Below are 13,364 nucleotides of genomic sequence, written 5' to 3' on the forward strand. Positions count from 1 at the left end.
ATCAAGCATAGGAATCACCTCGACTCTAGTATAGCAAAAAAAGACATCAAGTTGATGACTTTTTCAGTGGGTTCGTCAAAATGCTCTGCAATTTCCCTTAAGAAAGCATCTGGATGTTCCTTGACATAGGCTTCCAAGCGGTCAAGCGGAAGTTTGCGAGGACTACGAGCTCGTGGTTTACGATTCAGATGTCCTTCATTTTTCAGCTGTGTCTCCCAACGGTACAAGGTATCGGTTCCAATACCAAATAGGTCACAGGTTTCCTTTTTTGTGTGTCCTGATTGGACATAGGCAATAACGCGTTTTCTAAAATCAATTCCGTAAGTCATAAGTCTATTTTATCACACATCAAATAAAAACTAAACAACTATATCTGATATAGGAATATGGTTTTAGATTTATTCATCTTAACTTTCTGCATAGAATTTGCTATAATCTAGGTAGAATTTATGTCAAGGAGGCTGCTGATGAAGACGAAAGAAATCATGGGAATTTTGGAAGAGATGAAATTGGGGATTTTTGCGACAGTAGATGAAGCAGGAAATCCCCACGCTCGACCTATTCATATTACTGCTGCGAATGAAGATGGTATCTTCTTTATGACTGGTTCTGAGACTCATTTTTATAGACAGTTAATAGAAGATGGTCGCGTGGCATTGTCGGCCTTGTCTGAAGAAGAGTATCTCATCCAGGTTATTCGGATTGAGGGAAAGGCAAGACTGGCAAGCCAAGAACTGCTGGACAAGGTGTTTTCGGATAATGACTATATTCAACATGTCTATAAAGATGAAGAAAGTCAAAAGACTATGAGGATTTTTCAAATTTATGAAGGAGATGGGTTTTATCATAGTCTAACTCAAGGACATCGCTACTTATTTTCTATTGGAGGCGACAACGAAGGACAAGCAAGAAGTTTATAGAGAACCGTATCTTTAATAGTCTGTGGCAAATTACTCGGTTATTTTATTCTTTTCATGGTATAGTTTGTTAGTTTCTATATAGTATGTGTTATACTATACTTATGAAAAGTTACGGAATAGATTTTAGAAAACGAGTTATTAATTATGTAGAGGCTGGTCATTCCAAAAAAGAAACGTGTCAGTTATTTGGAATTAGCACTAATACACTGTATCTGTGGGAGAAACAACTCAAAGAACTAGGTCATTTGGAGCGCCAAAAAAGAAAACCAAGCCCTCGCAAATTGCCATTGGATAAGTTAGAAGCCTTTGTTAACGAACATCCAGATGCTTTCTTAAGGGAAATAGCAGAGCATTTTGACTGCAGTATTCCATCTGTTTGGGCAGCCCTAAAAAAAGTGAATATTACTTTAAAAAAAGACCACAACCTATAAAGAACAAGATAGCGAAAAAGTGAGACGCTATCTTGATGTTTTAGCCTGCTTTCCAAACACCCCTATTGTTTACATTGATGAGACTGGCATTGATACTTATCTTTATCGTCACAAAGCTAGAGCACCTCGAGGGGAGAAAGTATACGACAAGGTAAGTGGACGCAGATTCGAAAGAATTTCGGTAGTAGCTGGTCAAACTGGTTCTAAAATTATAGCCCCCTTGCTTTATCATGGAACGATGACAGCGGAATTATTTATCAAGTGGTATCAGGAGCAGCTATTGCCATCCTTGACAGAACCCCATGTCATCATTATGGATAATGCAGCTTTTCATCCTAAAAAGCACCTTGATGAGTGTTCTATAGCTAGCGGGCATTACTTTCTTCCCTTACCACCTTATTCTCCTGAACTCAATCCCATCGAACAGTTTTGGGCTACTCTAAAAAGAAAGGTGACTGAATTGTTAAGAACAGGTCGTTCTGTTCAGTCCGCTTTTGAATACTATTTTAAAACTAAATAACTATAAAAAGAGGTTTCAGCCAAACTTTTTTTGAATATTCAGAATTTGCAAATTTTTCTTGATAATTGATAAAAAATATGAGAAAATGATACAAATTAGAAAGATGAGAAAGCTAATGAGAGAAGATATTCAGATTAATGAACGAGCGTTAACTGTATCAGAACAGTTGATAGAGGTTTTGGAATCCATTTACGATCCTGAAATTGAACTAGACATCTACAATTTGGGTTTGATTTATGAGATTCATTTAGATGAAGCTGGTTTTTGCAAGGTTGTCATGACCTTTACAGATGCAGGTTGTTCCTGTGCAGATACCATGCCAGGAGAATTAGTTGCAGCCTTGAAAACGATTGATGGTATAAACGATGCACAGGTAGAGATTGTCTGGTCTCCTGCTTGGAAGATGACCCGCATCAGCCGTCTTGGACGTATTACGCTTGGTATCAGTCCGAAATAAAAAGAAACTGAGTTGCAAGAGTTTGCAACTCAGTTTTTATATGTGTCGTTGTATTGTCTGTCTAATTCTTCCAGAGTTTCATAAACAGGCTTAGGAATCATGACAACCTGAGGAGATAAATCTACCATGCCATAGCTCGGGTCGGTGCATTCTTCCCAGTATTCTAAATGTTTTTTGTCGATATAGGATTCTGAATCTTCGACTTCAATCCCTCCTTCGGCTTGGACAGAGTACCAGTAGAGGTATTCGCGACCGTCCAGCACTTCACGGAAGATGGTTTCGACATACATTTTCTCGCCTTCTAGGGTGAGCAGGGTATCTTCCAAATGGTCATTAAGGAAGGTCATCCATTCATCAACTTGAGCTGATTTCCCTTCTTTGACTCGAAAGCGGGATAGTTCGACGTTTAGTTTCATTTTTCTCCTTTTGGAAAACCCTGCCGCGAGGACAGGGTCGTTGAGTTCCTTATTTTTTCCCTGTACGTTCTGGTCTCCAGAAGTCGGTAACGGCTCCTTTAGAGGCAGATGATACGGTATGGGCATATTTACCGAGAACACCACGAGAGTAGAGTGGTGGGATAACAGTAGTTTTCTTGCGTTCTTCGATTTCTTGGTCAGAAACATGCATGGTGATTTCTTTGGTATCTTGGTCAACCGTCACCAAATCACCTGTACGGAGGTAGGCAATTGGTCCACCATCCTGAGCTTCAGGTGCGATGTGTCCAACAACCAGTCCATAGGTACCACCAGAGAAACGACCGTCTGTTAGAAGGGCAACCTTGTCACCTTGGCCTTTTCCGACAATCATAGAAGAAAGGGATAGCATTTCAGGCATACCAGGACCGCCTTTGGGTCCAACATAGCGGACAACGACTACATCGCCATCTACGATTTCATCGGTCAAGACGGCTTCGATTGCTTCTTCTTCAGAATCAAAGACCTTGGCTGGACCTGTATGGTTGCGGACTTTCACACCAGAAACCTTGGCAACGGCACCTTCAGGAGCAAGGTTACCTTTGAGGATGATGAGTGGGCCATCTGCACGTTTTGGATTTTCGAGTGGCATGATGACATCTTGACCTGGAGTCAAGTCTGCAAAATTCTCTAGGTTTTCAGCAACGGTTTTACCTGTACATGTGATGCGGTCGCCATGAAGGAAGCCGTTTTTGAGCAAGTATTTCATAACAGCAGGGACACCGCCGACATTATAGAGGTCTTGGAAAACATATTTACCAGATGGTTTTAGGTCTGCCAAGTGAGGTACTCGTTCTTGGAAATCGTTGAAATCTTCCAGTGTTAATTCAACATTAGCAGCATGGGCGATGGCTAGAAGATGGAGCGTAGCGTTGGTTGAGCCCCCCAGAGCCATTGTGACTGTAATAGCATCTTCAAAGGCTTCACGCGTCATAATGTCAGATGGTTTGATGCCAAGTTCTAGCATGCGTACAACAGCACGACCAGCTTCTTCGATATCAGCCTTCTTCTCAGGAGATTCAGCAGGGTGAGAAGAAGAGCCAGGAATGGACATACCCATTACCTCAATGGCAGTAGCCATGGTATTGGCAGTGTACATACCACCACAACCACCAGGTCCAGGACAGGCATTACACTCAATCTGACGAACTTCTTCAGCAGTTAAGTCGCCATTGTTCCATTTTCCGATTCCTTCGAAGACAGAAACGAGGTCAATATCTTTACCATTGAGGTTACCTGGTGCAATGGTTCCACCGTAGGCAAATACGGCAGGAATGTCCATATTGGCGATAGCAATCATAGAACCAGGCATATTTTTATCACAGCCACCGATTGCGACAAAGGCATCCACGTTGTGCCCTCCCATAGCTGCCTCGATAGAATCAGCAATGATATCACGAGAAGTCAGTGAGAAACGCATTCCCGGAGTCCCCATAGCGATTCCGTCTGCAACGGTGATGGTACCGTATTGAACAGGCCAGGCACCTGCATCTTTTACCCCTTCTTTGGCTAATTTTCCAAAGTCATGGAGGTGGATATTACAAGGTGTATTTTCAGCCCATGTCGAAATAACCCCAACAATAGGCTTTTCAAAACTATCGTCGGTCATTCCTGTTGCTCGTAACATGGCACGGTTAGGTGATTTGACCATCGAATCGTAGACAGAACTACGATGACGGAGATTTTTAAGTTTGTTTGTATCGGTCATAATTTTCTTCTCCCTATCTTATTTTACCCATTATATCATAGATATGAAAGAAACGATAAAAGATTTGATAAATAATTGGAAATTTCCGAATTTTTCAACAATTCATTCTACAATAAAAGGCACCTAAGAATTTTAAGTGCCCTTATCATTTATTTGTAGATTAAGTGGTTGTTTTTCGGCGATTGTTTCCAGATGGATTGATGAAAAGACCGACTAACGATAGAACTAGGAAGGCTGCGCCAATGTACCAATAAGGTTGATCTAAGGTAGTTGAACGTCCAGATAGGTTGATAATGCCTCGGAGAAGGCAACCAGCTGTAATAGTTGCAACGCCAGAATTCCACAAATTATAGGAGAGACGTGAAAGAGTAGGTATAAGTTGTAGCAGACCGAGTAGCACAGCTCCGCCTATTAATGGTACACAGAACATATAATGCATAAAGACAGAGACTTCGCCATAGCTGAGACTTTCATAGATTCGACTGAAAATAAACAGGAAAGCTGTTATTGCTAAGTAGGAGATAAATGTTCTTGAAACTCTTGTAGTTGAATTAGTAACCGATGTAGACAATGTCACTCACCGCCCTTTCTGAGATAGTATTTCCATTTGTTGTTGGGTTGTTAATAACTTGACCGTTGAAGTAAAGAGTAGATGAACCACCACCGTCAAGGTTATAGGCTGTTTGTGCACCATATTGTTTCATGACTTCAGCCATTTGATAGAGTGAGAGTCCATCACTTTCTGATGTACGTCCATCTGAGACGACGATAATGTAGTGGTTTTCGTCAATGATACCGATAGCAGAGCGTGGGTTTGATGCCATGGCACGACCGACTTCAGTAGAAGTATCTACGACAATTTCACCGCCTTCTACCAATGATGGTCCGAAGGCTAAGAGGTTGACAACGCCCTTGTCAATCAATTCTTGGGCAGTAATCTCATTTTCATAAATGATTTCAAATGAGCCGTCGGCATAAATAGCCAAGTCACCGTAAGATGCATTGTCGCGAACTGTATCACGGTAGAGAACGCCGTTTTTAATAACATAACCAGTTGAATTGGCTCCGTAGTAATCACCGTTAACTGCTAGGATGGCATTGTTTGCAGCAGCTGTTTCTGAGGTTTTGGCTGTTACGTTTGTACCATAAGTGTTTTGAGCCAAGGCTGTTTTTAAATACTCTGGCGAGCTAACTTGAATATCCGCTACATAGACAGTTGTATTGTTGGTTGTGATGGTTTCCAAGTTAATTTGGATATTGTCATCCGTATAGCTGGTATCTGTTGTGGATACGTTTGTTGCGGTGGTAGCAGCTGTCGATGAAGATGAGGTAGTTGTATTTTGGCTACTTGCTGTGGTATTGCTTGTAGCTACTGTTGAGATGGCCTCTGAGAGGACAAAGGTCTTTAGCATAGAATAGGTAAATCCGCTGGTTAAGAGCATTCCGAAGATTGAAGCGTAAGCAAAGGGTTTTTTAAGCAATTTCATGGGAAAATGATTTCCTTTCTTTAAAAATGATATTTTTTTGAACAAACCAAGAAGCTAGGAAAAGGAAGATACCAACTGCTAGTTTGACAATGTAGAGGTTGAGTCCTAGAATTTGGTGGAAGAGATAAAGAAGCGTAGTGTCACAAAGGAAGAGGATAAGGGCTAAAGTAAAGTAGCCAGCTCCAGTACGAGTGACGCTTTCTTTATTTTAAAGACTAACTTCTTGTTAAGGGCAAAGTTACAGCTAGCACTACAAATGCGTGCAATGGTATTCGCGACTAACAAGCGTGCGGCAGTCGGTAGTCCTGTTAGCATCAATAATGCCAGAGCATACACACCGTAGTCTACTAGAAATCCACCAAAAGATGCCAGAGCAAATTTGAAGAGATTTTTGTAAATGAGCAGTCCATCTTTTATGGGACGAAAATGCGAACTGGCATTATCATCGATATAAATAGTTTGAATTGGGACTTCCGTAATTTTATAGCGTTGACTTGCCTGAGTTAACATGTTCATCTCGTACTCATAGCGGTCGCCTTCAATATCTAACATGAATGGAATTAAGTCAGTATGGAATCCACGCAAACCTGTTTGTGTATCGGACACATTGACACCAGTTTGCAGTCTAAACAATACTCTGGTTAGTTTGTTACCAAAACGACTCCGAAAGGGAATGTCTTTGGTAAATTGACGAACACCAAGAATCAGGCGACTTGGTAAATTCATTGCTGCGCGTGCTACCCGATCAATATCATTGACAGCGTGTTGACCATCTGCATCAGCAGTAACGATGACACCGGGCTTTCTCAAATCTTGGATGAAACTAAAGGCTGTTCGCAAGGCTTGGCCTTTTCCTTTGTTGACATCATGGTGTAGAACAATTGCATAGGTTTTGGCGATTTCAAGAATATTTTTGGATGCGCCAGTACTACCATCATCCACAACGATGACCTGACAATTTAGCCTGTTTTTCATTATTTCTAATAGTTGGATTAATTTTTCATCTGGCTGGTAAGCCGGTATCACTACATAATACATATCCTAAACCTCATTTATTTTTCTTGTTGGGACTACTATACTGAAGTTTTCTAAAATCAAGCTGAAACCAAGCCAGTCAAGGGGGTTGCTTAAGTTTTGCTTAAGAAAATGTTAGGAAATAGTTAAGAAAACGAACAAATGTAGGAATTTTCAGAAAATTCCTTGACATTCTACTTCCTTGTGATATTATAGTAGATAACAAATTTGCAGAGAGGAGGAATATTCGTGCAAGAAATTCAACTAGACCAACCGCGTTCGGGGTCCTATCTCATTTTGGACACCCTGCATCAGCTGGGAGTAGACCTTGTTTTTGGTTATCCTGGTGGGGCAGTTTTACCTCTATATGATGCTATCTATCAATATGAGGGAATCCAGCATATTTTGGCTCGTCATGAACAAGGAGCGGTCCACGAGGCCGAAGGATACGCTAAATCATCAGGAAAGGTGGGCGTAGCCATTGTAACCTCTGGGCCAGGAGCTACCAATGCCATTACTGGAATTGCGGACGCAATGGGTGATAGTGTTCCTCTTTTAGTTTTTACTGGTCAAGTCGCAACACGTGGTATCGGTAAAGATGCTTTTCAGGAAGCAGATGTCTTGGGGATGACAATGCCGATTACCAAGTACAATTACCAAATTCGGGATACGGCAGATATTCCTAGAGTCATCACAGAAGCTCTCCATATTGCAACAACGGGGAGACCGGGTCCCGTTGTTATTGATGTTCCAAAAGACATCCAAGAAAGAGTTGTTGATTTTTATCATGACCCAACTCTACACCTACCAAGTTATCAGCCAACGATTGAACCAAATGGTTTGCAGGTTAAGAAAATTTTGAAACAGCTTAGCCAAGCTCAAAAACCAGTTATATTGGCTGGTGGTGGTGTCAATTATGCAGATGCCAATAAAGAATTAGTTGCCTTTGCAGAGCGCTACCGTATTCCAGTAGTTTCAACCCTCCTTGGATTAGGTGCAATGCCCATTGAGCATGAATTATCCTTGGCTATGGGGGGGATGCACGGTTCATACGCTGCCAATATGGCTATGGATCAGGCTGATTACATTATTAATATTGGAGCGCGATTCGATGACCGCTTAACAGGAAATCCAACAACCTATGCGCCAAATGCGACGGTAGCACATATTGATATTGATCCCGCAGAAATTGGTAAAGTTGTCAAAACGGCTATTCCAGTAGTGGGCGATGCTAAGGCAACCTTGAAAGCTCTACTTGCTTTAGAAACAGTCGAAACAGGCTATGCTGATTGGACGGCACAAGTATTGGAAAACAAACGTCGGGCGCCATTTTGGTATGATGAAGATGAAAAGGTTATTAAGCCACAGGCGGCAATTGAATTAATTGGTCAGTTGACGCAAGGGGATGCCATTGTCGTGACAGATGTTGGTCAGCATCAAATGTGGGCTGCCCAATTCTACCCCTACAAACATGCACGTCAACTTGTAACATCTGGTGGCATGGGGACCATGGGCTTTGGTATTCCTGCAGCTATCGGCGCCAAATTAGCCAATCCAGATAAAGAAGTAATCATCTTTGTTGGTGATGGTGGCTTCCAAATGACCAACCAAGAATTGGCTATTTTGAATGGCTATGGTGTACCGATTAAGGTCGTATTGATTAATAACCACTCTCTTGGCATGGTTCGTCAATGGCAGGAATCCTTCTATGAAAAGCGTCGTAGCCAATCTGTATTTGACGATGAACCGAATTTCCAATTGTTGGCGGAGGCTTATGGAATTAGTCATTATAGTTTTGACAATCCAGCGACTCTAAGTGAAGACATGAAAGTTATCTTAGAAGATAAACCAATGCTCATAGAGGTTCATATTTCTAATCGTGAACATGTTCAACCGATGGTGCCAGCAGGTAAGAGCAATGCAGAAATGTTGGGGGTGAAGTTCAATGCGTAGAATGTTAACAGCTAAATTGCGAAATTCATCTGGTGTTCTGAATCGTTTTACAGGTGTCCTATCTCGTCGCCAAATCAATATTGAGTCCATCTCCGTCGGCCCAACAGAAGTAGATGGCATCTCACGTGTGACGGTGATTGTAGACGTGGCTAGTCACGATGAGGTCGAACAAATCATCAAACAGCTGAACCGCTTGATTGATGTGGTTCGAGTACGTGACTTAACGGACATACCCCACTTAGAGCGTGAGGTGATTCTTGTCAAAATTTCAGCTCCGCCAACAAAACGAGCAGAAATTTTAGCGATTATCCAACCCTTTAGAGCAAATGTTGTCGATGTGGCACCTCACTCTATTACCATCCAAATGACAGGTGACGGAGATAAGATTGACGCCCTCCTGCGCGTGATTCAGCCTTACGGCATTAAGAATATCGCAAGAACGGGTGCGACTGGCTTTAGTAGAGACTAATCCTCTTCGATAATCAATCCTATACTGCGTTGACTTGGCTTGATGAACGTTAGTTCTATCTTCGTCTGCATCGCCTAGTCTAGCCTTCATTTTCTTTGAGCATCCAACCTTATAAATAAAAAAATAGAAAAGAGAATCTTATGACAGTAACAATGCAATATGAAAAAGATGTAACAGTAGCAGCGCTTGACGGTAAACGTATCGCCGTTATCGGTTATGGTTCACAGGGGCACGCCCATGCGCAAAACTTGCGTGATACAGGCCATGATGTTATCATCGGTGTGCGTGCCGGCAAGTCATTTGACAAGGCAAAAGAAGACGGTTTTGAAACTTTTGAAGTGGCAGAAGCAGCAAAACAAGCCGATGTTATCATGATCTTGGCTCCAGACGAAATCCAAGCAGACCTTTACAATGAAGAAATCGCTCCAAACTTGGAAGCAGGGAATGCCCTTGGTTTTGCCCATGGTTTCAACGTTCACTTTGAATTTATCAAGGTACCAGCAGATGTGGATGTCTTCATGTGTGCACCAAAAGGTCCAGGTCACTTGGTCCGCCGTACCTTTGAAGAAGGTTTTGGAGTACCAGCCCTCTATGCTGTTTACCAAGATGCAACTGGCAATGCAAAACATATTGCAATGGACTGGGCAAAAGGCGTTGGTTCAGCTCGCGTTGGTCTTTTGGAAACAACCTTTAAGGAAGAAACAGAAGAAGACTTGTTTGGTGAGCAAGCAGTTCTCTGCGGTGGCTTGACAGCTCTTATGCAGGCAGGTTTTGAAGTCTTGACAGAAGCAGGTTATGCACCTGAATTGGCTTATTTCGAAGTTCTCCACGAGATGAAACTTATCGTTGACCTTGTCTACGAAGGTGGCTTTAAGAAAATGCGCCAATCTATCTCAAACACTGCTGAATTCGGTGACTATGTATCAGGCCCACGTGTCATTACAGACCAAGTCAAAGAAAACATGAAGGCAGTCCTTGCAGATATTCAATCTGGTAAATTTGCAAATGAATTTGTAAATGACTATAAAGCAGGCCGTCCACGTATGGAAGCTTATCGTAAAGAAGCAGAGAATCTTGAAATCGAAAAAGTAGGTGCAGAACTCCGCAAAGCAATGCCATTTGTTGGACGCAATGATGACGACGCATTCAAAATCTATAATTAAACACTATCAAGGTAGATAGGGTGATAGTCAGCTTTACTTTGCGTGATGGCAATACATTTAAGGTTTGAGTTGGCAGATGAGGGGATGTCATTCCCTTTTTCCCCTATCTCCGAAAATGAATAAAAGAGCTGGTTTTCCCAGCTCTTTTGCCCATTTTGTTCATAAATAGACCTTTACAAAAATAAACATTCGTTTTCTGTTGAACAACATGCTAGTAGCTTGAATATAAGTCTAATTGCTAGGATTTTTCAGGGAATATTGGTACAATAAATATAGAAAGAAATTAATGGAACTATGATTACAGCAAAAAATGTAGAACAAGCATACTCCGTTCTTAAGCGCGTGGTAGTACGTACCCCCTTGGATTATAGTCGATACTTGTCGGAAAAATATGGTGCAACTATTTATTTAAAAAGAGAAAATGAACAGCGTGTTCGCTCTTTTAAAATTCGAGGAGCCTATTATGCTATTTCACAATTGACAGATGATGAGAAGTCACGCGGAGTGGTCTGTGCTTCGGCCGGAAACCATGCTCAAGGTGTGGCCTACACCTGTCAGGAAATGCAAATTCCTGCTACGATTTTCATGCCCATTACAACTCCGCAACAAAAAATAGGGCAGGTTAAATTTTTCGGAGGAGACTACGTAGAGATTCGGCTCGTAGGAGATACCTTCGATGAGTCAGCCAAGGCGGCACAAGATTATACTCTGGAAAGTGGGAAAACCTTTATAGACCCATTCGATGATGAAAATGTGCAGGCTGGTCAGGGAACAGTAGCTTATGAAATCTTGGAAGAAACGGAAGAGCAAACCATTAGTTTTGACCAGATTTTAGTTCCCATAGGAGGAGGTGGTCTGGTTGCAGGCGTTTCGGCCTATCTGAAAGAACATGCACCTGAAATTAAGATTGTTGGTGTTGAAGCAAGTGGGGCACGGTCAATGAAAGCGGCTTTTGATAAAGGTCGTCCGGTTAAATTAGACCAAATTGATAAATTTGCTGACGGTATTGCGGTACAGAAAGTTGGTAAGTCGACCTACGAAGTGGCTCGGAAATACGTAGATCGCCTGATTGGTGTGGATGAAGGATGGATTTCTGGGACTATTTTAGACCTCTATTCTAAGCTGGGTATTGTTGCTGAGCCAGCAGGAGCAGCAACGATTGCAGCTCTTGAGGTAGTCAAGGACCAAATCAAGGGGCAAACCATTTGTTGTATCATTTCTGGTGGTAATAACGACATCAACAGGATGCCGGAAATGGAGGAACGTGCGCTTATCTACGAGGGAATTAAACACTACTTTGTTGTTAATTTTCCACAACGTCCAGGGGCTCTTCGTGAATTTGTAAATGATATTCTAGGGCCAAATGATGATATTACTCGTTTTGAATATATCAAACGTGCCAATAAGGGAACAGGGCCGGTTCTAATCGGTATTGCCCTAGGAGATAAAACAGATTATACGCAGTTTATTTCTCGCTTGGAAGAGTTTGATCCCCAGTACATCAATCTTCATGAAAATGATTCGCTTTATAAAATGCTTGTTTAGGAGGTCGTTATGACACTAGGTCCAATTATTTTTATCGGTAGTTTCTTGTTCTTTCTATTTATTGCTTTGATTTTGGTTGTTTCAGGGCTTTATGTTGTCAAGCAACAAACGGTTGCCATCGTGGAACGGTTTGGGAAGTACCAAAAAACATCTACCTCAGGTATTAACTTTAAAATCCCCTTTGGAGTTGATGTCATTGCAGCCCGTATTCAATTGCGGATGTTGCAGAGTGAAATCGTGGTAGAAACCAAAACTCAGGACAATGTATTTGTGACTATGAATGTAGCCACTCAATATCGTGTCAATGAGAATAATGTAACGGATGCCTATTATAAACTCATGCATCCAGAGGCTCAGATCAAGTCGTATATTGAGGATGCTCTTCGGTCTTCAGTTCCTAAGTTGACCTTGGACGAGCTTTTTGAGAAAAAAGATGAAATTGCTCTGGAAGTTCAAAAACAAGTAGCAGAAGAAATGTCAACCTACGGCTATGTTATCGTCAAGACCTTGATTACAAAGGTCGAGCCAGATGCCGAGGTCAAGCAATCAATGAATGAAATTAACGCAGCTCAGCGGAAACGGGTTGCGGCCCAAGAATTGGCAGAAGCAGACAAGATAAAAATTGTTACAGCAGCAGAAGCAGAGGCTGAAAAAGACCGTCTACATGGTGTGGGGATTGCCCAACAAAGGAAGGCAATTGTAGATGGCTTGGCAGATTCGATCAGAGAATTGAAAGATTCGAATGTCAGTCTGTCTGAGGAGCAAATTATGTCAATCCTGTTGACCAACCAATACTTGGATACATTAAACAATTTTGCACAAGGAGGTAATCAAACCATTTTCCTTCCTGCAAATCCGGAAGGAGTAGAAGATATCAGAACACAACTATTGTCATCTCTCAAAGTAAAATCATAGTAAAAACCGAACATTTTGCTTGACAAAATAGGTTTATCTGTATTATACTTAATTGCACGAATAAAAAGGAAAGGGGTTTCTCATGACTAGTTACGAAAAAGTTGCCGCAGTTGTTGGCTGGGTTCGTGAAAAGAAAATCACTGGTTACCGTATCAGCAAGGAAACGAATGCTCGTGAAATGTCAGTTATCGCTCTTGCACAAGGACGCGCTAAAATTGACAACATTTCATTTGCTACTGCCTTGGGGTTGATTGATTTTTACGATAAAAACCACAAGAAATTTGAAAACTAATCTAAATAATAGTTTTA

15 protein-coding genes and 1 pseudogene are annotated in these 13,364 nt (G+C 41.6%); 10 read left to right on the plus strand and 6 right to left on the minus strand.

Features of this window, described 5'->3' with window-relative positions; genetic code table 11:
- Nucleotides 1-14: 14 nt before the first annotated feature.
- Complete coding sequence (locus SST62_RS0110900; RefSeq protein WP_029187363.1) at nt 15-329, minus strand: IS630 transposase-related protein; 315 nt, start codon at nt 327-329, stop codon at nt 15-17.
- Nucleotides 330-467: 138 nt separating this feature from the next.
- On the opposite strand from SST62_RS0110900, the gene SST62_RS0110905 reads away from it, so the two are divergent.
- From SST62_RS0110905 to SST62_RS0110920, 4 genes are all read left to right on the plus strand, one after another.
- Nucleotides 468-920 (plus strand): pyridoxamine 5'-phosphate oxidase family protein, encoded by a 453-nt coding sequence (locus tag SST62_RS0110905; RefSeq protein WP_029187364.1) that lies wholly within the window; start codon nt 468-470, stop codon nt 918-920.
- 101 nt (nt 921-1,021) lie between these two features.
- Nucleotides 1,022-1,351: an IS630 transposase-related protein gene (locus SST62_RS1000000113080; protein ID WP_079267494.1), complete on the plus strand. Its 330-nt coding sequence runs from the start codon at nt 1,022-1,024 to the stop codon at nt 1,349-1,351.
- Nucleotides 1,352-1,370: 19 nt separating this feature from the next.
- On the plus strand, nt 1,371-1,871 hold the full coding sequence (locus SST62_RS1000000113085; protein WP_029942769.1) for an IS630 family transposase: 501 nt from the start codon (nt 1,371-1,373) through the stop codon (nt 1,869-1,871).
- A 115-nt stretch (nt 1,872-1,986) separates the two neighbouring features.
- Nucleotides 1,987-2,328: a metal-sulfur cluster assembly factor gene (locus tag SST62_RS0110920; RefSeq protein ID WP_029187367.1), complete on the plus strand. Its 342-nt coding sequence runs from the start codon at nt 1,987-1,989 to the stop codon at nt 2,326-2,328.
- Between the two features lie 29 nt (nt 2,329-2,357).
- Here SST62_RS0110920 and SST62_RS0110925 read toward each other — a convergent pair whose 3' ends face one another.
- From SST62_RS0110925 to SST62_RS01000000111800, 5 genes and pseudogenes are all read right to left on the minus strand, one after another.
- Nucleotides 2,358-2,744: a DUF6176 family protein gene (locus SST62_RS0110925; protein WP_029187368.1), complete on the minus strand. Its 387-nt coding sequence runs from the start codon at nt 2,742-2,744 to the stop codon at nt 2,358-2,360.
- Nucleotides 2,745-2,793: 49 nt separating this feature from the next.
- Nucleotides 2,794-4,509: a dihydroxy-acid dehydratase gene (ilvD, locus tag SST62_RS0110930; RefSeq protein ID WP_029187369.1), complete on the minus strand. Its 1,716-nt coding sequence runs from the start codon at nt 4,507-4,509 to the stop codon at nt 2,794-2,796.
- 160 nt (nt 4,510-4,669) lie between these two features.
- On the minus strand, nt 4,670-5,086 hold the full coding sequence (locus SST62_RS01000000111795; protein WP_032499466.1) for a hypothetical protein: 417 nt from the start codon (nt 5,084-5,086) through the stop codon (nt 4,670-4,672).
- Nucleotides 5,061-5,996 carry a phosphodiester glycosidase family protein gene (locus tag SST62_RS0110935; protein WP_029187370.1) on the minus strand — a complete coding sequence of 312 codons (936 nt, stop codon included), beginning with the start codon at nt 5,994-5,996 and terminating at the stop codon, nt 5,061-5,063. The genes SST62_RS01000000111795 and SST62_RS0110935 overlap by 26 nt, the downstream gene beginning before the upstream one ends.
- A pseudogene (locus SST62_RS01000000111800) lies at nt 5,983-7,034 on the minus strand (glycosyltransferase). The gene SST62_RS0110935 and the pseudogene SST62_RS01000000111800 overlap by 14 nt, the downstream one beginning before the upstream one ends.
- Nucleotides 7,035-7,259: 225 nt before the next feature.
- On the opposite strand from SST62_RS01000000111800, the gene SST62_RS0110945 reads away from it, so the two are divergent.
- From SST62_RS0110945 to SST62_RS0110970, 6 genes are all read left to right on the plus strand, one after another.
- Entirely contained in the window at nt 7,260-8,963 is a 1,704-nt protein-coding gene (locus SST62_RS0110945) for an acetolactate synthase large subunit (protein WP_024387508.1), read from the plus strand.
- Complete coding sequence (gene ilvN / locus SST62_RS0110950) at nt 8,956-9,432, plus strand: acetolactate synthase small subunit (protein ID WP_002942256.1); 477 nt, start codon at nt 8,956-8,958, stop codon at nt 9,430-9,432. Before SST62_RS0110945 ends, ilvN begins: the two co-directional genes overlap by 8 nt.
- 140 nt (nt 9,433-9,572) lie before the next feature.
- Nucleotides 9,573-10,595 (plus strand): ketol-acid reductoisomerase, encoded by a 1,023-nt coding sequence (ilvC, locus tag SST62_RS0110955; protein WP_029187371.1) that lies wholly within the window; start codon nt 9,573-9,575, stop codon nt 10,593-10,595.
- A gap of 294 nt (nt 10,596-10,889) precedes the next feature.
- Nucleotides 10,890-12,140, plus strand: coding sequence for a threonine ammonia-lyase IlvA (gene ilvA, locus SST62_RS0110960; RefSeq protein ID WP_029187372.1), 1,251 nt, complete (start codon nt 10,890-10,892; stop codon nt 12,138-12,140).
- A 9-nt stretch (nt 12,141-12,149) separates the two neighbouring features.
- Nucleotides 12,150-13,055 (plus strand): SPFH domain-containing protein, encoded by a 906-nt coding sequence (locus tag SST62_RS0110965; protein ID WP_029187373.1) that lies wholly within the window; start codon nt 12,150-12,152, stop codon nt 13,053-13,055.
- Nucleotides 13,056-13,137: 82 nt separating this feature from the next.
- Entirely contained in the window at nt 13,138-13,347 is a 210-nt protein-coding gene (locus SST62_RS0110970) for a hypothetical protein (RefSeq protein ID WP_009910800.1), read from the plus strand.
- Nucleotides 13,348-13,364: the final 17 nt, after the last annotated feature.

Origin of the sequence: Streptococcus suis YS56, assembly GCF_000440115.1 — a bacterium.
Lineage (GTDB): Bacteria > Bacillota > Bacilli > Lactobacillales > Streptococcaceae > Streptococcus > Streptococcus suis_L.